Genomic DNA, 19230 nt, shown 5'->3' with positions numbered 1-19230 from the left:
AAATCCCAGCCTCTTTGTAAAATAGCGACTTTTTAACGAAAAAGATCCAGGCTCGTCCGTTTTCCCTGTCGAAAAAACAAAAACCGCTCTCTCGAGCGGTTCGCAATTGAAATGGCAGAAGGGATGGGCCATAATGAACCGAGATCGCTTTTACACCATAACGACTATGATGCGGATGCATCCCTAGCCGCATCAAGCGATGCCGGGAGTCGATACAAAAATGAAGACCCTGCTGCATTATCGAATGGACAGCAGCCAGCTGCCGCGAGTGCTCTTTATGGAGAAGGTATCCGTAGCTCCCCCGCATCTTCATATTCGGAGAAAAACCGAGGAATTCATTTTGTACTATGTGCTGGCCGGCGAGATGCATTTGAATGAGGAAGACCGCCGCTTCGTGCTCAAGCCGAATGACTTTCTGCTCCTCGATCCGCAGCGGGAGCATTGGGGGACGAAATCTGCCCCCTGCACCTATTTTTATATCCACTTCAGGCACGGCGACATGGAAGAGCGGACGGAAGCCGTGGATGAGCTCAAGCATGCCTTGATCGCCGATCGCTTGACCGCCTTGAAAACGCATGAATGCGATGCCGACAAGCCCTCTTCATCGAAGCTCGTCCTTCCAAAAACCTTCTCCTCCAAGCCGACCGGCACGGCCGTAAGCCTCCTCCATAAGCTGAGAGAGGTCCATCATAACCGTCTGGAGCATTTTCAGTCGATGTCCGGAATGGTTTTATTGGAGCTGCTGATCACATTGTCCCGGGAGCTGACGGCCAGCTTCCTTTTCAACGAGCATTCCATCGCGAAGACCCGCTCCACTCGAATGATCCATGATCTGCTGGCCTATTTTCAACAGGACTATTCCTTGCCCATCAGCGGAGCGAGCCTCGAGGAACGATACAAGTGCAATTTCGATCATTTGAACCGCCTGTTCAAACGGACGACCGGCACGACGATTTTGGCGTATTTAAATGAAGTGCGAATTTCAAAAGCCAAGCAGATGCTTTATGACGGATCGGGCAGCATCTCCGAAATAGCCGAAAAATGCGGGTTCAAGGACGTCTACTATTTCTCGAAGGTGTTCAAGAAATATACCGGGCTTGCTCCAGGCTTGTTTGCCCGGAATCGCAGCTGGTAGCGGAAACCGATCCCCATTATCCTAAAACGAAAAAAGCTCCTGAGCTGCCGCTTGAACGGGTCCAGGAGCTCGATTATTCATAGAGACGGCCATCATGCGCAGGGCAGCCCTTAGCTTAAAAGTCCATCTTGGAAATGAACGATCCGTTTTTCACGGGCAGACAAATAGGCTCCTTCCAGCAATGAAACCGTATGCAAATTATCGTAGGCGCTGTTCGAGGCCTCTTCTCCGGTTTCAATCCATTCCAGCAACTGATTTAATCCATCAAACACCGCTTCTTCAATAGGCATGGCATACTTCCAGGTTTGAACGGGGGTTGGGTTCCAATTAGGCTGACCGGAAGGATCGGGCTTGAGCAAGTGAATCTCATTCCCCGTGGGCCTTAATGCGGCTTCGCTTCCCAACACCACAAGGTCATCCCTGCAGAACGCGCTGGAAAAGCTTTGGGAGAAATTCGCATTCACGCCGTTGTCGAACACGATCTGCACCGTCGCATCGGTTTCGCCGATGCAATCAATCGCCTCCGAGCTATAGGACGTACAGTAGATGGAGCTTGCATCGGCATCGGCCATTCTTCGTATTCCGTCAAACCAATGAATCGACATGACGGACATCGCATGTCGTTCGGTATGGATTCTCCAGCCTGTATCTTGACGAAAGAATAAGGACGAAAAATGAATTCCCTCCAGCTTCCCTATCGCCCCCTCTTTGATCAGTCCCCGGATAAACTCGAATTTGTGGTGCTTTCGGAAGTTTTGGTTGACGGACACGGGAACCTTCAACCGCTTGGCTTGTTCCGCGATCGACTTTGCTTCCTCAAGCGTGTCGGCGAACGGCTTTTCGACAAAAACCGGAATTCCTGCTTCAAGCAGCGGCGTGATGACGCTTTCACGGATCGTCGAAGGCGTGCAGACGACAGCAGCCTCGATGCCTGCTTCCTTGATCATCGTTTCCACATCCGTGTACCTGCCCGGAATGTTAAATTCATCGGCTCGTTCTTGAACATTCGACTCGCTCGGATCGCAAATGGCAACGACCTCAATCCGATCCGGATGAGCGGAGTAGCCTTTCAAATGCATTCGCGTCACTGCTCCTGCGCCCACAAAACCTACCTTGAACTTCTTCACTCGGGCTCACGCTCCTAATCCTAGTTTCATGAACTTGAGGCATTCTTTCATTCCGGTCGCAATTTCCCCGCCGCTTTCCTCGTCTGCGGAGATCCAACCGGAGTAACGGATATCCTGAATGGCTTGAAACACGGGGGAGAAATCAATCTCTCCATGCCCTAATATCTCAAAATGACCTTTGGCAAAATCTTTCATATGGAAATTCGTTATAAAGGGAGCAAACGTGCGAATGACCTCCGCGATATCGTCTACACCCGATTTGACTAGATGAGCGGTATCGATCGTCAATCCGACATGAGCGGGATTCTTGATCCTGTCAAAAAAGAGATCAAAGTCCTCCCGATGCATGAGCGGCTGGTCATAATGGTGGTGCAAGGAGAGCCGCAGGCCCTGTTGCTCCGCCTCTTTGCCCATTTCTTCAAAAACGGCGGCGAATGTCGCGATGTTCTCGTTTGACACTTGCTGCCTCGGCACCGCATGGCAATAAACGATTATCTCCGAATCAACATGCGCAGCAAACTTATACACCTGGCGCAATTGCTCTTTGCTGTCATCGTTTAATAGAGTGCCCCCCGCGATGAGCGCAGCAGCGATGCCGGCGGGTTGTCCCCAACGGCTCCTGAATGATTCAGGCTCAAGCAAATAAGGAGTGTACTGACTCGGCTTCAGCTGCAGCCCGCTATAGCCGGCCTTTTGATAGCCGTGAACGAGCAGCTGTTCCTCCTCGGAGGTTGCCGTAGGCCTTGAAAAGGCAAAGTTGTACGTCATGCGTCCTTTCCTCCCTTCCTGATCGGCTTCATCGGCCTCACAGCCGTGTTCCGTTTACTCTCCGATCGTCTGCCTGTCTACCGACGAATAGGCGATGATCATTTTGCACGGCTCCCAACTCGTTACTTTGGCGTGATGCGGCACGCCTTGCGGAATCCGAAGCGCCATGCCCGGCTTCAAATGAACGATTTCATCTCCCAACGAATGGTCGCATTCCCCGGACAATACATAAATGATTTCTTCGCAGTTCGGATGGATATGACGTCCATTCTCCTGCCCCGCTTCAATGTACACCACGCCGAACGTCATTTGACCGTCCGGATCAATTTCTTTGCCATACAACCAGGCGATTTTGCCCCATCCCATGTCGAGCACATGCTTCTCTTCGTTCAAATCCGATGGCTGGATCATTCGGCACTCTCCTCTTTTGCAGCTGGCAGGATGTAAAGTTGAATCTGTGTTTATGATAATTCAACATGGTTGAATTATCAACAACTTTATTGAATGAACTTCTCCGGAGTTTAGTTTATGATATGATGATGGAAGCGAACGTCGATAAGGAGAGAGAATCCATGAATATCGGAAGCCGAATCCGGTACATCCGACAGGAACAAAAACGAACTCAAGAGGAAATCGCCAAGTCATGCGGATTTACGAAAAGCCTTTTATCCAAAATTGAAAATGGACAATCCAATCCGCCTGTATCGACGCTGATCAAGATCGCTGCCTCGCTTGGAGTTCGAGTGTCCGATCTGCTGGAGGAACAAAGCGCTCAAACGACAGTATACAATAGCGTCAAGCAATACGAGGACCAGGAGAAATGGGTCGAGACGAATAAAGGCTATTCCTTTTTCGCTTTTGCCGGCGAAAGAAGGGACAAGCTGATTCAGCCCTATTTGATTACGGCCAAAAAAGGGAACGTCAAGCAGCATGGGTTTACGCATGAAGGGGAAGAGTTCATTTATATGATCAAGGGAGAAATGAATTATCAAGTCGGGGCTACTCAATATACGATGCTGCCTGGAGATTCGATTTATTTCAATTCGCTAGAGAAGCATCTGCTGATTCCGATTACCGACGAGGTCACTTATCTTGCGATTTTCACTCAAAAAACGGACGACAAGAAGTAGCCTTTCCTTTCCAAACGGATGGAATATGGGGAGCCTAGCTAGGCCAAAAAAAGAGGGGCATTTCTCGGGGTTACGACGCCGCCGAGAAATGCCCCTGCTTCATGACTCTCGTCCTGACTAAACGCCAAATTGCCTTAAATGATGGTCCAGATGTTTATAAACCCCTATCCCCCATTGCTCGGGCGTGAATTTCCCAAAGAAAGGATGCGGATGAGAGGAACATTTCTCCGGGCCATTCCTTTGGAAAACGACAATCATTTGCTTCAGCTTTTCCTTTTCCGTCTCAAAATCTCTCTCATCTGCAATCCGTATCGTTGGAATGGTCGACATATTGTGCGGTGCCGGCTTGTCATTATAAAAAATACGGTTTACGAACCTGCCAATCACTTTCCCCAGCCAGTATCTCGGGGGAAAGGAATTCCCCATCGGGATGTCTTGGAACGCCGAGCAGTGAGCCAGCATCTGAGCCGCATTCATCGTTCCCCACTGGGGCGCTGCATGCGGGCTTAACTTGTCGATCCGATTCAATATATTCGCTGAATGCACCGGGCTGTAGATGCTTTCCATGATTCCACCTCATTCATTTCTATAGGCTGGTTTACAGTATTTCACATTGTCCCGTATCTTGAAACAAAAAAATAAAAAAATCCCTTCCGAAAGGAAGGGGTCGATTGAAAGGATGGTGCGGTCAAGAGGACTTGAACCTCCACGTCATTGCTGACACTAGAACCTGAATCTAGCGCGTCTGCCAATTCCGCCATGACCGCGTAATCACAAGGAATAATATACCGCGGCCGTATCCTAAAGTCAACAAAAATCAGCGGATTTCCACCATCGCCTTGATGACCTGCGAGGCGGGATCCAGCCATCCCTCGAACCGGTCGACTGTCTCGTCGAAGGCTGCCCGGTGGGTGACGTAGGCGTCGATGTCGAGCGATCCGCCGCGCACGACATCCATCACATGGAGGAAATCCTCCTTGGTCGCGTTGCGGCTGCCCATCAGCGTCATCTCGCGCTTGTGGAATTCGGGATCGTTGAAGGCGATGTCCCCCTTCACCAAGCCCACATAGACGAGCCGGCCGCCATGCGCGACATAGCGGAAGGCGCTTGCCATCGAGCCGGCGTGGCCCGTCGCATCGAATACAGCCGTCGGATAGTCGCCGTCCGTGATGCTCGCCAGCTCGGCCGCGGCTTCCGGCGACGCCTTGACCGTATGATGGACCTTGGCCCACTGGCTGCAAAAAGCAAGCCGCTGCTCGCTCAAGTCCATCACGATGACGCGCGCGCCCCGCTGCTTGGCGAACGCCATCACGCCGAGGCCGATCGGCCCCGCGCCGATGACGAGCGCGGTCTCGCCCGCGCGCAGCTCCGAGCGGCGCACCGCATGGGCGCCGATGCTCAGCGGCTCGACCACGGCCGCCTCGTCGAGAGTGAGGCCGGACGCCTTCAGCAGATGGCTCGTCGGCACGGCGATGCGCTCGCGCATCCCGCCGTCCGCATGGACGCCGAGCACCTTCATCGCCGTGCAGCAGTTCGTCTTGCCGCTGCGGCAGGCGATGCAGCGGCCGCAGTGCAGGTAAGGGATGATGCTGACGGGATCGCCGGCTCGCAGGCCTGAGGCCGGATCGTCGACCCGCTCGATCACGCCGGACAGCTCATGCCCGAGGATGCGCGGATAGTCGAAGAACGGCTGGTTTCCTTTGTAGGCATGCAGGTCGGTGCCGCAGATGCCGATCCGCTTGACCGCCACGATCGCCTCGCCCGGCCCGCATGCCGGCTCCGGCAGCTCGACCAGCGCCAGCTTTTCCGCTTGCTCGCAACGGATTCCTTTCATCGTCCAAGCTCCTCTCGCTTACACATTCAAGCTCCGGTTGTATTCCGGCAGGCCGCTAGGCCAGGTCTGTCCTTGCACGGGCGCCAGGACGTCCAGCACTTCCTGCAGCAGCTCCGTGTCGAGCTCCTCTTCCGCCCAGCCGGCATTGCGGCGGATGTTGTCCGGGTTGGCCGTGCTTACGAGCGTAGTCGGGATGCTCTCGTTGGCGACGGAATACTGGATCGCCAGCTTTGCGATCTCCGTTCCTTTGGAGGCGCACAGCTCGGCGGCGCGCTTGCAGGCCGCCTTCAGCTCGCTGCCGGCCGGATGCCAGTCCGGCGCGCCGCGCGTGCCGAGCAGTCCCATCGAGAGCGGAGAAGCGTTCACCAGCCCGACCTGACGAGCCGAGAGCAGCGGCAGCAGCTCGAGCAGCGTGGAGTCGTTCAGCGAGTAATGGCAGTACGAGATGATCGCATCGACCTCGATCTGCGGCAGCATCTGGCGGAACAGCTCAAGCGGCAGGCCGCAGATGCCGGCATGGCGGATCTTGCCCTCCTGCTTCAGCCGCTGGAGCGTCGGCATCGCTTCTTCAAGGATGACGGCCGGCTCCACGAATTCGATGTCATGCAGGAAGAAGAGGTCCACATGGTCGGTATTCAGCCGCTGCAGGCTTTCCTCCAGGCTGGCGGCGATCCGCTTCGACGAGAAGTCGAATTCGTTCTCGCCGTAGCGGCCGGCTTTGGTCGACAAGTAGAAGCTGTCGCGAGGAACGTCGCGAATCGCTTTGCCGAGCACGGTCTCCGCCTTGGTCAAGCCGTAATAAGGCGATACGTCGATATAATTGATGCCGCAGTCCAGCGCTTCGCGGACGGTGCGGATGCTTTCGCTCTCGTCCGTAGTCCGGAATACCGAGCCCAGCGACGAGGCGCCGAAGCTCAGCACGGAGACGTCGAGTCCGGTGCTGCCGAGTTTCCTGTAGTTCACGTTCGGTTCGCTCCTTGAAAGAAGAGTGGGATGACGCTAGAGGATGACGCCGTCCTTGAAGATCGCGATCTCCCGGAAGTCGTTGCGCTCATTGTTCGTCTGCCGCTCGCCCGAGGCGAGCGCGATCACATAATTCCACAGCTCGTCGGCGAGCTGGTCCATCGTGGCATCCTCAAGCAGGCGGCCCGCATTGAAGTCGATCCAGTTTTTTTTGCGCGCGGCCAGCTCGCTGTTCGAGGAGAGCTTGACGGTCGGCACCGGTCCGCCGAACGGAGTCCCTCGGCCTGTCGTGAACAGGACGATATGGGCGCCGCTCGCCGACAGCGCCGTCACCGAGACGAGATCGTTGCCAGGCGCCTCCAGCAGGGCAAGCCCCGGCCGGCTCGCCCGGCCGCCGTACGGCAAGACGTCGGTGACGGCGACCTGGCCGCCCTTCTGCGTGCATCCGAGCGACTTCTCCTCCAGCGTGCTGATGCCGCCGGCTTTGTTGCCGGGAGAAGGATTCTCATAGACCTCCTGCCCATGCCGGATGAAGTAGTTCTTGAAGTCGTTGACGAGATGTACGATGCCTTGGAAAATCTGCTCGTCGGCCGCCCGGTTCATCAAAATCGTCTCGGCGCCGAACATCTCGGGCACCTCCGTCAGGATCGCCGTCCCGCCCTCCTGCGCCAGCCGATCGGCGACGGCTCCGACGAGCGGGTTGGCGGTAATTCCGGACAGCCCGTCCGACCCTCCGCATTTGAGGCCGAGCTTCAGCTTGGAGACCGGCACCGGCTCGCGCTTGAAGCGCTCGGCGTAGTCGGCCAGCTCGGAGAGCAAGGCCATGCCGGCCTCGAGCTCGTCTTCTTCGTCCTGCAGCTTCATGAATTTGATGCGGTCGGGATCATGCGGCCCGATCGCCTGCTTGAACGAATCGATCTGGTTGTTCTCGCAGCCGAGCCCGGCGACGAGCACGGCCGCCGCATTGGGATGGTTCACGAGCGCGGCCAGCAGCCTTTGCGTATGGACGAGGTCGTCGCCGAGCTGCGAGCAGCCGAACGGATGCGCGAAATGATGCACGCCGTCGATGCGGCCGCCAAAGGCCGCGGTCGCCCGCCGCGCGAGCGTCTCGCAGGTCCGGTTGATGCAGCCGACCGTATTGATGATCCAGATCTCGTTGCGGATGCCGACCTGCCCGTCGGAGCGCAGGTATCCCTGAAACATGCGGCCTGTCGGCCGCTCGGCCGGTGCGATGGCGGCCGCCGGCGCATAGCCGTAATCTTCCTTGATCCCTTGCAGCCCGGTGCGCAGATTATGCGTGTGCACCCACGAGCCCGGCGCGATGTCGCAGACGGCTTTGCCGATCGAATAGCCGTACTTGACGACGTCCTCGCCCGCGCGGGCCGCCCGCGTCAAAATCTTGTGCCCCTTGGGCACGTCGTCCAGCAGCGTCAATGCCGTTCCGTCCTCCAAGATGATGGAGTCTCCGGCTTGGAACGGCTGCAGCGCTACGATGGCCGAATCCTTTTCGGCAAGCCTGATCCAGCTGTTCATGCTTCCTTCCGCTCCCATCCCGCCAGATGATCGGCGACCGCTTCCGCCAGGCCCTTCCAGGCCGACAGATCGATTCCCCATACCGTCTCGTCGGCCAGCAGCCGGCGAACCTTCTCCCGCTCCCCGCAGTCGGCCGACCACGCCTGCTCGATCCGGCCCAGCAGCTCGGCATCGTCGGCGACCCGATACGGCTCTCCGGCGAAGCTCCGACCTTCATAGCCGTCGCCGATCCTTTCTACGCGGTAATACCGCAGCAGGGCGGCGAAGCCTAGGGCCAGTCCAGCCGGCACAGGCTCGCCCTTCTCGGCGTAATAAGCCATCGACGGCAGCAAGCGCGCCTTGGCCTTGCTGATGCTGTTCATGGCGATATCCGAGAGCCGGTGGCGGAGATGCGGATTCAAGTACCTCTCGTAAACTTCCGCCGCATAGGCCTTCATCGCCTCCGCCGGCTCCGGCAGCGACGGAATGATCTCCGCTTCGACCGTATTCCGGACGAAGCTCCCCAGCTCGGGATGCTCCATCAGCTCGCGCACATGCTCCACGCCATGCAGCAGGCCGAGCGGAGTCATGAGCGTATGGGCTCCGTTCAGAATCCGCACCTTGCGCTGCTGGAACGGCTTGAGATCGGGCGTCCAGTGGACGTTGAAGCCGGCCTGGCGCAGGGGAAGCTCCTCATCCAGCTCCGGCTCGGCCTCGATCGCCCACAGATGGTAAGGCTCGCCCGTCGTCAGCAGCTCGTCGCGATAGCCCCAGCGCTCGAACCAGCGCTCCGCCTCCTCGGCATCCGGGTATCCGGTCACGATCCGATCGACGAGCGTGCTCAGGAACCGGTTGTGCTCCCGCACCCAGGCTTGAAAAGCCTCCGGCAGGCCCCATTCCTCGGCATGCCGCAGCACGCCTTCCCGCAAACGGTCGCCGTTGCGCTCGAGCAGCTCGCACGGCAGGAAGATCAGCCCCTTGTCCGGCGCCCCCGCGAACGTCTCGTAGCGGCGCAGCAGCAGCAGCGTCATCTTGGCCGGGAACGACTCCGGCGCCTCGCCCGGAACCATCGGCTCGGAGCGGTAGGCGAGCCCCGCTTCGGTCGTATTGGATACGACGAACCGGAGCTCGGCGCCATCCGCCAGCGCGAGGAACGACGCCCACTCCTCGTAAGGATCCAGCACGTTGGAGAATACGGAGACGACGCTTCGGCGCTCGATCCGCTCGCCTCCCTCCAGGCCGCGGATGACGAGGGTGAACAGTCCGTCCTGCGCAGCCAGCTTCTCGATCTTGCGCTTCCCCGATCGGCGGGGCTGCACGACCGCGACGCTGCCGGGGAAAAGTCCTTGCTTGCGGCAGCCATCGAGCATCCAGTCCACAAAACCGCGCAGGAAGTTGCCTTCTCCGACCTGCAGCACCCGCACCGGGTCGGAACCAGCGCTTGTAAAGCGGCCGTCTTCCGCTGCGGCCAACAGCGTTTCGGTAAGTAACGACGCCATCGCATAGCGCCTCCTTTTTGTTCGCTTGCCTTCATTTTATAAGATAAAATGGATTATAAACATAACCTGTAATTGCTTTAACATTCTCTATTTTGATATATTGAACGAACGATGAGGACATGGAGGAGGTTTCCCGTGCAGCCGTTTCGCAAGCCCTTTCAACTGGATCCTGTCTTTCCGTTCGAGCTCGTTCTTCAAGGCGTCCGCCGCTACGAGACCGAGCTTCCCGACCATCTGCACGATCTGTATGAGCTCGTCTATGTCCATGACGGCCAAGGCACCTTTTTCATCGACGGCTCCCTGTACGAAAAAAAAGCCGGGGACTTGTTCCTCATTCCCGGCAACACCGTCCATCGCGCGTTTCCTTCTTCCGGCGACCCGATCGTATCGACAGCCTTGTTTTTCGCTCCCTCCCTCGTCCATGCCGAATCGCTCGACGACGGCCATCACCCGCTCCGCTGCTTCGAGCGGGCCCGCAAAAGCAAGCAGCACAAGGCCGAGCTGACGCAGCCGGCGCGGCTGGCCGTAGAAGCGGCCATCGAGGCGATCGCAGGCGAGCTCCAGACGGCAGCCGCCGGCTATCGCCATGCGGTCAAGCTTCATCTGCAGCAGCTTCTGCTTGCGCTCAGCCGGCTGCCGATGCATGAGGAAGCCCCCCGCAGCGACCTCCTGCCCGGTCCGAAATGGGTCCATGACGCGCTGCGGACGATCGACCTCGATCCGGTCCGCTGCGGCGGCCTCAAGGAGCTGGCCTCTGCCGCCTGCGTCAGCGCGCCTCACTTTTCACGCGTGTTCAAGCAGATGACCGGCATGAACGTGACGGACTATGTCGGCGCCAAGCGGCTCGTCGCCGCCAAGGAACGGCTGCTCTCCACGGACGACAACGTAGAGGCGATCGCCAATGACTGCGGCTTCCTCGGTCTGCCGCATTTTTACCAGGCGTTCAAAAAGCTGACGGGCATGACCCCGCGCGGCTACCGCCTGCAGAGCCGGCTTGAGCCGAAGGAATGAACCGATTCAGCCGAGACGCAGAGGCCGCGGCTCGACGCTACTGGCTCCAGCTGCGGTAGCTCGACGGCGACTCGTTGAAGATCTTCTTGAACACGCTGCTGAAGTAGCCCGGCTCCGAGAATCCGACCTGCTGCGCGATTTCATAGGTTTTCAGCGTCGTATTGCGCAGCAGCTCAGCCGCTTTCTGCATGCGGTATTCCGTCACGTATTCAATATAGGTGCGGCCGATTTCATTTTTGAACAGCGCGCTGATATAGCTGAGGCTGAGATGGACATGCCGGGACAGGTCCTGCATCGCCAGCTCCGGATCGGCGTAGTTTTGCGCGACATATTCCTTGATCCGGGCCACATAGACGCTGTTGCTCTTCGCATGGGCCTCGATATGGGCGCTGCACTTCAAATACAGCTCATGCACCCACTGCTTGATGTTGAGCAAGCTCTTGATCTGCCGCAGCGTCTCGGACACCGGGACCTCCCTTCCGAACATGGCCTCGACGCTCACATTCATGTCGATGAATTTCTGCAGCATCATGGCGACGAGCTTGATCCATTCATCGACGCACACCTGCTTGTCGAATTTCTGCAGGATCATGTAGTCGTAAAAGCTTTCCAGCTCGCGCGCGACCCGCTTGTCCTCGCGCGCTCCGACAGCCTGCAGCACCGAGCTGCGGATGGTCGCCAGGCCGCCTGTAAAATCCGTGGAGCTCTGCTCGACGCGATCCCCGTCGACGATGACGTCGTTGCCGATGAAGAATTTATACTCAATCGCTTTTTTCGCGATGACATACGATTTGGACAGCTCTCGGAGCGACTTGACGAAGCTTCCCACCCCGGCGGAAATCGTAATCTTCAAATATTGCCCGCTGGCCTTTTTCAGCTCGGCGATAGAGGCCTTCGTCTTCAGGACCGCCGCCTGCTTGCTTTCATCCAGATAGGAAAAAACAATCGCGATTTCATTTTCGTCCGTGCGGAAGACGCTGCAGTCCTCCCGGTTCTGGAGCAGCTCCGATACGAGATTGTACAAAGCAAAATTCGTCAGCTTCCGTTCATCCGGATGAATCGAGGCGCTCCCGCCCAGAACGCGATCGTAATCGAGCAGGCAGATGCCGTGCCACTGGCACGCTTCGTTGAAGCTCATCTTCGCGATCGCTTCGCTGTCGATGTACAGGCTTTCATAAATCAGGCCGTTCAAATAGCGGCTCCGCATGTAGGGCAGGCTTTCGTTCACCTTTTCGTTCAACGCCTCGTATTCAAGCTGCTTTTCTCTTTTTTTATCCAGTCCGGCCACGACAGTCGTCAAAATCTCGATCGACTCGTCCTTGGTCAACGGCTTCAAAATGTAGTCGCTTACATGAAGCCGCAGCGATTCCCTCACATAGGCGAAATCGTCGTAGCCGGTCACGACAATGATCTCGCAGTCGTTTCCGGCGTCTTTCAGCATTCGGACAAGCTCCAGTCCGTTGACCTGAGGCATGTTGATATCCACGATTGCAATGTCCGGCCGAACGCGCTGGATGAGCTCGAATCCTTCGATGCCGTCCTGCGCGCCTCCTGCGTATTCAAGACCGAGCGAGGGCCAGTCGATTTGTTTCCGCATCCCTTCCCGGACGATATTCTCATCGTCGACGATTACGATCTTGTACAAGGCAACTCCACCTTCAGGATCCAGATTCACAGCCAGCTAACAAACGAACCAGGGGATGATCCATCCCCTGGCTTCCGGCTTTTTTCACGATTATACTCTGCTTGCTACTTCAACGGATAGAGGGCCGCTTGCGAAGCCGGATCTTCCATATTGTCCGTCGCCACGAGCGTCGTGCCCGTGTCGATGCTTTTCGTCACCTCGGCTCCGCTGAACGAATTCACGAGCTGCTTGATGCCTTCGACCCCCATCGTATACGGCATCTGCACGGCTACGGCCTTGATGATTCCATCCTTCAGCAGCGGAATGACGTCGTCGGAGGAGTCGAAGCCGACGAGGATCGTTCCCGTGACGTTCTTTTCCTTGAAGGCACGGCCCGCGCCGACGACGCTAGGCTCGTTGGCGGCGAAGAGAGCGGTCAGATCCGGATGGGCGGTAAGGATGTCCTGCGTGACGGAGAGCGCTTTCGTCTTGTCGCTCTGGCTGTACTGGGTCGTGACGATCTTCATGTCGGGATGCTCGGCGATCGCTTTCTTGAAGCCGTTTTCCCTTGCCGTATTGGAGCCTGCTCCCGGCTGGAAGCCGAGAATGGCGACCGTTCCTTTGCCGCCGACCATTTCCGCGAGCTTTTTGCCGACCTGGTAGGCGGCGTCCTCGTTGTTCGTCGTCGCATAGCTCAGGTAGTTTTCGGTATTGATGCCGGAGTCGATGATGACGACGGGAATGCCCGCCTTGGACGCCTTGTCGACGGCCGGCACGAGCGCGTCCGAATCGGAAGGAGCGAGTACGATTCCGTCCACCTTCTGGTTGATGGCCGTCTCGACCAGGTTCACTTGGCCGTTGATATCCGTCTCGCCGCCGGCGGCGCCGGTGAAGTACATGTCGACGCCGTTCTTTTTCGCTTCTTCCTCGGCTCCCTTTTTGACCGTCTGCCAGTACGGAGCATCGGTCGATTTGACGATGACGGCAATTTTCTTCTGCTTGTCGCCGCCGGCCGCATTGCCGCCGCCGCTTGCATTTTCCGCCGCGCCGTTGCCGGAGCTGCCCGAATTTCCGCATCCCGCCGCAAATGCGACCAAGCATGCTGCCACCATAAGAGCTGCAACCTTTTTAATCGGCTTCACATTTCTTCCTCCTTAGATAGGTCCATCTATTTTTATGGAAAATTCCATTTGAAACCGTCTCGAGCGGCGCCGCCTCCGATCAAGCGAGGGCGTGGCCTTTTCTGCGGCGAAGCGTATCCATGTAGACGGCGATGATGATGACCGCGCCGATGGCAATCTGCTGCCAGAATGCATTGACGTTGAGCAGGTTCAAGCCGTTGCGCAGGATGCCGATGATGAAGGCCCCGATGATCGTCTCCCGGATCTTCCCGGATCCGCCCGCCGGGCTCGTTCCTCCGATGATGGCGGCGGCAATGGCGTCCAGCTCGTAGCCGGTGCCTGCCGTCGACTGGGCGGAGACGAGCCGGGAAGCCATCATGATGCCGGCGAAAGCGGCCAGCGAGCCGGAGATGACATACACCCAGATTTTCGTCTTCTGGACGTTGATGCCCGAGAGCACCGCTGCGTCCTCGTTGCTGCCGAGGCAGTACACGTAGCGTCCGAACCGGCTCTTGCGCAGGATGAACCCGAAGACGATCGCCAGCACGAACATCTCGATCATCGGGATCGGAATCCGGCCGATGCTCCCGCCGCCGATGAAGTAGAACTCCTCCGGCAAGCCCGATACCGGCATCGCTCCCGTGATGACGTAGGCGACGCCCCTGGCGATGCTCATCATGCCCAAGGTGGCGATGAACGGCGCGATGTTCAGCTTGGCGATGACGAGTCCGTTGATCCATCCGCATACGGCCCCGATCAGGATGCCGGCGACGATCGCCAGCCAGATCGGCGTTCCGGCGACCATCAGCTTGCCTGTGACGACCCCGGAGACCGCCAGGATCGAGCCGACGGACAAGTCGATGCCCGACGTGATGATGACATACGTCTGCGCGATGGCCAGGATGCCGATGACCGACGTCTGCAGCGCGATCGTCAACAGGTTGTCGACGGTGAAGAAATGATCCGAAAGAATGGAGAAGACGAGGCTCATGACAAGCAGTCCAAGCAGAATCCCGAATTTATGCAAGACTTTCCGTGTGTAATCCGTCGCCGATCTTTTCATTGCTACGGTTTGCCCGTCCAATGCTTCCACTTCCTTTGTCGATAATTAATGGATGGCGTGAGACAGGATGCCGACCTCCGTCAAGTCCTCCGCATCCAGTTCTCCTGTCACGCGGCCTTCCCTCATGATGACGACGCGGTCGCTGATGCCGATGATCTCCGGAAGCTCCGAAGAAATCATGATCACGCCGATGCCCTCCTGCACGAGCCGGTACATCAGCTCGTACACCTCGTACTTCGCTCCCACGTCGATGCCGCGCGTCGGCTCGTCGAAGATGACGATCCGGGACTGCTTCGCCAGCCATTTGCCGATGATCACCTTCTGCTGGTTGCCGCCGCTCAGGTTTTTGGCCAGCTGATGAATGGACGGCGTCTTCACGCGCAGATCCTGGACGTATTTCTCGGAAGTCAGCGCCGCTTTCCTATCGCTCACCACGCCGACGCTCGTTATTTTCTCGAGGCTCGGAAGCGTGATGTTGTACTCGATCGACAGATCGAGCGCCAGGCCGTCCTTTTTGCGGTCTTCGGTCAAGTAGGCCAGCCCGTAGGCGATCGCATCGTACGGAGCCCTGACCTTCATCGGCTCTCCGAAGATGCGGACATCGAACTGATCGACTCGATCCGCTCCGAAAATCGCTCGCGCCAGCTCCGTCCTGCCCGATCCCATCAGCCCGTAGATGCCGAGAATCTCGCCCTTGTAGAGCTTCAGGTCCTCCACATCCAGCTTCGTGCCTCTGCGGATCTTGTTGACCTGGAGCAGCACCTCCGACCGGTCGGCCTTCGTGTGCGGCTTCGGCGGGAACTTTTCGCTCAGGTCCCTCCCCACCATGGAGGAGATCAAGCTGTTCATCGTCATGTCCTGGAAGCGCTCCGTCTTGATGTAGCTGCCGTCTCTGAGGATCGTGACGCGATCGCAGATCTCGTTCAGCTCTTCGAGACGATGGGAGATGTAGATGATGCCGACGCCGTTTTTCTTCAGGTTGCGGATGACCTTGAACAGCTCCTTGATCTCCGATTCCGTCAACGCCGCCGTCGGCTCATCCATGACGAGAATCTGCGCGTCCATCGACAGCGCCTTGGCGATCTCGACCATCTGCTGCTCGGCGACGCTGAGCCTTCCGACCTGTTGATCCGGGTCGAGCTTCAGGTCCAGCATGTCGAGCACTTCGCGCGTCTTTCTTTTCAGCTCGCGGTCGTCGATCACGAAGTTGAAAAGAGCGTGTTTCGGTTCTCTGCGGATGAATATATTTTCCGCAATCGTAAGATCCGAGAATAAATTGAATTCCTGGAATATAATGCTTATCCCTCGTTTTTGCGCTGAATCCGGATCAAGGTCGACGACCTCCTCGCCCTTGATGAAGATCCGGCCCTCGTCTTTTTTATAGACGCCGGCCAGAATTTTCATCAGCGTCGATTTCCCCGCCCCGTTCTCGCCGATCAAGGCGTGCAGCTCGCCGCTCTGCAGCTCGAGATCTACCCCTGACAACGCTTTCACTCCGGGAAACGACTTTACGATTCCATTCATTCGCAACAGCTCCGTCAAGCTCTTCACCACCGTTTTGCTTTTAGTCGTCCTGCTGCCCTGTCTCCTGCTCCTTCGATTATAGGTCTCGCGGCAGAATTGCATAATAAAGAAATCTATGATGAATATATAAAAATCTCTAAAAAAAACACCCTCCGGATTGCTGCCGGAAGGTGTTGCATGATGGCGACTGGCGAAGCTATTCTGCGAACGGGAAGAGCAGCTTTTCGTTTTGCGGCGAGTACATCGTCTCTTTCGTAATGAGCTCGTAGCCGGTAAGGATCGTTTCGCTCTTGTCCTTCAGAGCGGATATGATGCTGGCATATCCCATGTTGAACGGCTTTTGAACGACGATGGCCTGAATGATCCCGTCCTCGAGCCCCTTGATGATCAGCCGCGAGCTGTCGAAGCCGACGACGCTGATCCGGTCCTGGACGCCCAGCTCGCGAACCGCGATCGCAATGCCCTCGAGCGCCTGCTGATTGACGCCGTAGAGGCCGGTCACGTTCGGATTTTTCCGCAGGAGCTCCTTGGTCAGATGGTAGCTCTTGTCGACATTCTCCTGGCTGTACTCCTTGAACGCGATCGATGCGCGGCTGTCCGCAGAAGCCTCCACCGCCTCCTTGAAGCCTTTCTCGCGGTCGATGGCCGTCGTCGCGTTCATCGTCGAGCTGACGATGCCGATCTCCCCCCCGGCCCGGAGCCGGTCCAGCAGATGATGGCCCAGATCGACGGCGGCCGCTGCATTGTCAGTCGTAATGAAGCTCCTGCTGACGTCCGAGTGGATGTCCGAGTCGAGCAGCAGCAGCTTGATGCCGTGATCGGCCACCTGCTTCGCCGCATCGCTCAGCAAATACTGATCGACGGCGGATATGATGATCGCGTCCGGCTTCTTTTCGATGGCGCGCTTGACGAGCTCGATCTGCTCCTGCGCGTCGTTCTCGTATTTCGGTCCCCAGAAGACGAAGTCGCAGCCATGCTCCTTCGCCGCGGCTTGGGCGCCGGCCCGGATGAGCCTCCAGAATTCATAATCCTCGCGGTCCACCTTGACGATCATGTAGATCACCGGCCTCTTCGGCGAATCGAACACGGATCCGCTCAGAGCGAGCAGCCCGCCTAGCAGGATGGCCGCGCAAGCGGCAGCGAACAGGCTTTTCTTGACTTTCATCCGCATCCGAAGTCCACCTCCGCTATTCCACGATCGGCAGGAAGACCGTGACGGTCGTGCCTTCGCCTGGAACGCTCTCAAACTGAAGTCCGTACGACAAGCCGTAGCTCAGCTGGATTCGCTGATGCACGTTGATGATCGCTACGCCGCCGCTCGTGAGCGGCTCGTCCTCCTTGAAGATGAGCAGCCTCGCCAGCTTCTCCTTGCTCATGCCGACGCCGTCGTCCCGCACCTGCAGGGTGAGCCTGTCCCCGCTCCGCTTGCCGGAGATCCATATCTTTCCGCCGCCGGGCTTGTTCTTGATGCCATGATACAAGGCGTTCTCGACGAGAGGCTGCAGCAGCGTCTTCAGCATCTTGTACGAGTAGAGGTCTTGGTCGATCCCGATCTCGTACTCCAGCTTGCTCTCGTAGCGGATTTTCTGGATGACGAGATAATATTTGATATGCTCGATCTCCTGATAGACCGGGATGATGTCATGGCCCCTGCTCAGGCTGAGGCGGAAATATTTCGACAGCGCCGACGTCATCCTGACGACCTTCTGATGCTCGCCCTGCTCCGCGGTCCAGATGATCGTATCCAAGGAATTGTACAGGAAATGCGGATTGATCTGGGCATAAAGCGTCTTCAGCTCGCTTTTCCGCAGCTCCGATTGATCCTCTTCGATCTTCAGCAGCAGGCTTTTGATCCGGCGCACCATGATCGAGAACGTATGGGCCAGATGGGCGACCTCGTTCCTGCCGGATACGCGGATGTCCAGATCGAGGTCGCCCTTCTCCACGCGCTTCATCATCTTCTCCAGCTGGGACAGCGGCCCGGACAGATTCGAGGAGACCTTGATCGATATGACCGTCGCGACGATCAGGCAGACGAGCGTGAGGAGCACCATGATCTTCATGAGCACTTCTTTTTGAATCAATATATCGTCCATATAGGTCACGCCGACGACCTTCCAGTCGATCGACTGCAGGCTTTGGACCGTGACGATGCGGCTGACGCCATCCTGCTTGTCGTTGAAGCTGCCGTTCTCGGTCTGAAGAAGGCGGGCCGTATCTTCTTTTTTGACGTTGGAATGGATGAGCTGCTGGCTGGGATGATAGACCATCTCGCCTCGGCTGTCCATGAGGAACAAGTAGCCGCGCTCCCCGATCTCCACGTTGCTGCATAGATCCGTGAACACCTTGTAGTTCATGTCGATCAGCAGCACGCCGACGAACTGATCCTGCTCGTCGTAGATGGCGCTGCTCAAGGAGACGACCCACGGATACTGGTCGACGATGAAGTTCTGCACATGGGAGGAGGACAGCACGGGCTCGCCTCCAGCCTCGACCGCTTGCCGATACCAGTCCAGGCTGGCGACATCCGTATTCCCTTTGATCTGATAATCGTCTTTGTCGGCCAGCAGGATCTCATTCCGGTTCAGCAGCACGATCGTCACGATATCGCTGCGCGTCTGGGGAATCGTCTTCACCAGCACGTCGCCTTCCTTGGCGGAGGAATACCGGATGATCGACGAGATGTCCTGCATGTAGTTCACATAGTAGTCGATGTTCCGGCCGATCTGAGCCGTGATCTGGCTGGCCGAGGCCTTGGCCTCGCGGGTGATGACCTGTACCGATAAATAATAAAACACGCTGTCCAGCACGATGATCAAGCCGATGATCATCAGCCCGATATTCGTCAGGATCTGCATCTGGATCGATCTGAAGTTGCGGAACTTCATGCGGCGCCGGTCCCCTCCCGCTATGCTAGAA

17 protein-coding genes and 1 tRNA gene are annotated in these 19230 nt (G+C 57.4%); 3 read left to right on the top strand and 15 right to left on the bottom strand.

Features of this window, described 5'->3' with window-relative positions; all coding sequences use genetic code 11:
• The first annotated feature begins 220 nt into the window (after window positions 1-220).
• Window positions 221-1135, top strand: a complete 915-nt coding sequence (locus tag NYE40_RS09760; RefSeq protein ID WP_180968490.1) for an AraC family transcriptional regulator — start codon at window positions 221-223, stop codon at window positions 1133-1135.
• 110 nt (window positions 1136-1245) lie between these two features.
• Here NYE40_RS09760 and NYE40_RS09755 read toward each other — a convergent pair whose 3' ends face one another.
• From NYE40_RS09755 to NYE40_RS09745, 3 genes are read right to left on the bottom strand one after another with little or no spacing between them, the layout of a single operon-like run.
• Window positions 1246-2262, bottom strand: a complete 1017-nt coding sequence (locus NYE40_RS09755; RefSeq protein WP_101808959.1) for a Gfo/Idh/MocA family oxidoreductase — start codon at window positions 2260-2262, stop codon at window positions 1246-1248.
• A gap of 6 nt (window positions 2263-2268) precedes the next feature.
• The gene (locus tag NYE40_RS09750) at window positions 2269-3030 is read right to left on the bottom strand and encodes a sugar phosphate isomerase/epimerase family protein (RefSeq protein WP_339279841.1); all 762 of its coding nucleotides are present in this window, start codon (window positions 3028-3030) and stop codon (window positions 2269-2271) included.
• Between the two features lie 54 nt (window positions 3031-3084).
• Entirely contained in the window at window positions 3085-3441 is a 357-nt protein-coding gene (locus NYE40_RS09745; protein WP_028599565.1) for a cupin domain-containing protein, read from the bottom strand.
• Window positions 3442-3602: 161 nt separating this feature from the next.
• Between NYE40_RS09745 and NYE40_RS09740 the strand changes: the two genes are divergently transcribed.
• Entirely contained in the window at window positions 3603-4160 is a 558-nt protein-coding gene (locus NYE40_RS09740; RefSeq protein ID WP_028599564.1) for an XRE family transcriptional regulator, read from the top strand.
• Between the two features lie 117 nt (window positions 4161-4277).
• Here the strand turns inward: NYE40_RS09740 and NYE40_RS09735 are convergent, their stop codons facing one another.
• The 6 genes from NYE40_RS09735 to NYE40_RS09710 form a co-directional block, all read right to left on the bottom strand.
• Complete coding sequence (locus NYE40_RS09735; protein WP_028599563.1) at window positions 4278-4727, bottom strand: DUF1569 domain-containing protein; 450 nt, start codon at window positions 4725-4727, stop codon at window positions 4278-4280.
• A gap of 113 nt (window positions 4728-4840) precedes the next feature.
• Window positions 4841-4927, bottom strand: a tRNA-Leu gene (locus tag NYE40_RS09730).
• A 50-nt stretch (window positions 4928-4977) separates the two neighbouring features.
• A complete protein-coding gene (locus tag NYE40_RS09725) occupies window positions 4978-5994 on the bottom strand; it encodes a zinc-binding alcohol dehydrogenase family protein (RefSeq protein WP_028599562.1) in 1017 nt (338 codons plus the stop codon).
• 18 nt (window positions 5995-6012) lie between these two features.
• Window positions 6013-6957, bottom strand: coding sequence for an aldo/keto reductase (locus NYE40_RS09720; RefSeq protein WP_028599561.1), 945 nt, complete (start codon window positions 6955-6957; stop codon window positions 6013-6015).
• Window positions 6958-6993: 36 nt separating this feature from the next.
• Window positions 6994-8490 (bottom strand): altronate dehydratase family protein, encoded by a 1497-nt coding sequence (locus NYE40_RS09715; RefSeq protein ID WP_028599560.1) that lies wholly within the window; start codon window positions 8488-8490, stop codon window positions 6994-6996.
• Window positions 8487-9968 carry a tagaturonate reductase gene (locus NYE40_RS09710; RefSeq protein WP_339279840.1) on the bottom strand — a complete coding sequence of 494 codons (1482 nt, stop codon included), beginning with the start codon at window positions 9966-9968 and terminating at the stop codon, window positions 8487-8489. Before NYE40_RS09710 ends, NYE40_RS09715 begins: the two co-directional genes overlap by 4 nt.
• A gap of 135 nt (window positions 9969-10103) precedes the next feature.
• Here NYE40_RS09710 and NYE40_RS09705 point away from each other — a divergent pair, with 135 nt between their 5' ends.
• Window positions 10104-10979, top strand: coding sequence for an AraC family transcriptional regulator (locus NYE40_RS09705; protein WP_101808956.1), 876 nt, complete (start codon window positions 10104-10106; stop codon window positions 10977-10979).
• Window positions 10980-11016: 37 nt separating this feature from the next.
• Here NYE40_RS09705 and NYE40_RS09700 read toward each other — a convergent pair whose 3' ends face one another.
• The 6 genes from NYE40_RS09700 to NYE40_RS09675 form a co-directional block, all read right to left on the bottom strand.
• Window positions 11017-12624 carry a response regulator gene (locus tag NYE40_RS09700; RefSeq protein ID WP_339279839.1) on the bottom strand — a complete coding sequence of 536 codons (1608 nt, stop codon included), beginning with the start codon at window positions 12622-12624 and terminating at the stop codon, window positions 11017-11019.
• A 104-nt stretch (window positions 12625-12728) separates the two neighbouring features.
• Window positions 12729-13700, bottom strand: coding sequence for an ABC transporter substrate-binding protein (locus tag NYE40_RS09695; RefSeq protein WP_180968489.1), 972 nt, complete (start codon window positions 13698-13700; stop codon window positions 12729-12731).
• A 124-nt stretch (window positions 13701-13824) separates the two neighbouring features.
• Window positions 13825-14715 (bottom strand): ABC transporter permease, encoded by an 891-nt coding sequence (locus NYE40_RS09690; protein ID WP_228551403.1) that lies wholly within the window; start codon window positions 14713-14715, stop codon window positions 13825-13827.
• 117 nt (window positions 14716-14832) lie between these two features.
• Complete coding sequence (locus tag NYE40_RS09685) at window positions 14833-16329, bottom strand: sugar ABC transporter ATP-binding protein (RefSeq protein ID WP_219623327.1); 1497 nt, start codon at window positions 16327-16329, stop codon at window positions 14833-14835.
• 178 nt (window positions 16330-16507) lie between these two features.
• Window positions 16508-17482, bottom strand: coding sequence for a substrate-binding domain-containing protein (locus NYE40_RS09680; RefSeq protein WP_101808951.1), 975 nt, complete (start codon window positions 17480-17482; stop codon window positions 16508-16510).
• 16 nt (window positions 17483-17498) lie between these two features.
• Window positions 17499-19199, bottom strand: coding sequence for a sensor histidine kinase (locus NYE40_RS09675; protein WP_101808950.1), 1701 nt, complete (start codon window positions 19197-19199; stop codon window positions 17499-17501).
• Window positions 19200-19230: the final 31 nt, after the last annotated feature.

Source organism: Paenibacillus sp. FSL W8-1187 (assembly GCF_037965485.1).
GTDB classification, from domain to species: Bacteria; Bacillota; Bacilli; order Paenibacillales; family Paenibacillaceae; genus Paenibacillus_O; species Paenibacillus_O pasadenensis.
This window is presented reverse-complemented; position numbering and strand designations above follow the sequence as displayed.

Coding starts and splice junctions, on each gene's coding strand:
- NYE40_RS09760 (WP_180968490.1), top strand. CDS start 221: ATGAAGACCCTGCTGCATTATCGAATGGACAGCAGCCAGCTGCCGCGA.
- NYE40_RS09750 (WP_339279841.1), bottom strand. CDS start 3,030: ATGACGTACAACTTTGCCTTTTCAAGGCCTACGGCAACCTCCGAGGAG.
- NYE40_RS09745 (WP_028599565.1), bottom strand. CDS start 3,441: ATGATCCAGCCATCGGATTTGAACGAAGAGAAGCATGTGCTCGACATG.
- NYE40_RS09740 (WP_028599564.1), top strand. CDS start 3,603: ATGAATATCGGAAGCCGAATCCGGTACATCCGACAGGAACAAAAACGA.
- NYE40_RS09735 (WP_028599563.1), bottom strand. CDS start 4,727: ATGGAAAGCATCTACAGCCCGGTGCATTCAGCGAATATATTGAATCGG.
- NYE40_RS09725 (WP_028599562.1), bottom strand. CDS start 5,994: ATGAAAGGAATCCGTTGCGAGCAAGCGGAAAAGCTGGCGCTGGTCGAG.
- NYE40_RS09715 (WP_028599560.1), bottom strand. CDS start 8,490: ATGAACAGCTGGATCAGGCTTGCCGAAAAGGATTCGGCCATCGTAGCG.
- NYE40_RS09710 (WP_339279840.1), bottom strand. CDS start 9,968: ATGGCGTCGTTACTTACCGAAACGCTGTTGGCCGCAGCGGAAGACGGC.
- NYE40_RS09690 (WP_228551403.1), bottom strand. CDS start 14,715: ATGAGCCTCGTCTTCTCCATTCTTTCGGATCATTTCTTCACCGTCGAC.
- NYE40_RS09680 (WP_101808951.1), bottom strand. CDS start 17,482: ATGCGGATGAAAGTCAAGAAAAGCCTGTTCGCTGCCGCTTGCGCGGCC.
- NYE40_RS09675 (WP_101808950.1), bottom strand. CDS start 19,199: ATGAAGTTCCGCAACTTCAGATCGATCCAGATGCAGATCCTGACGAAT.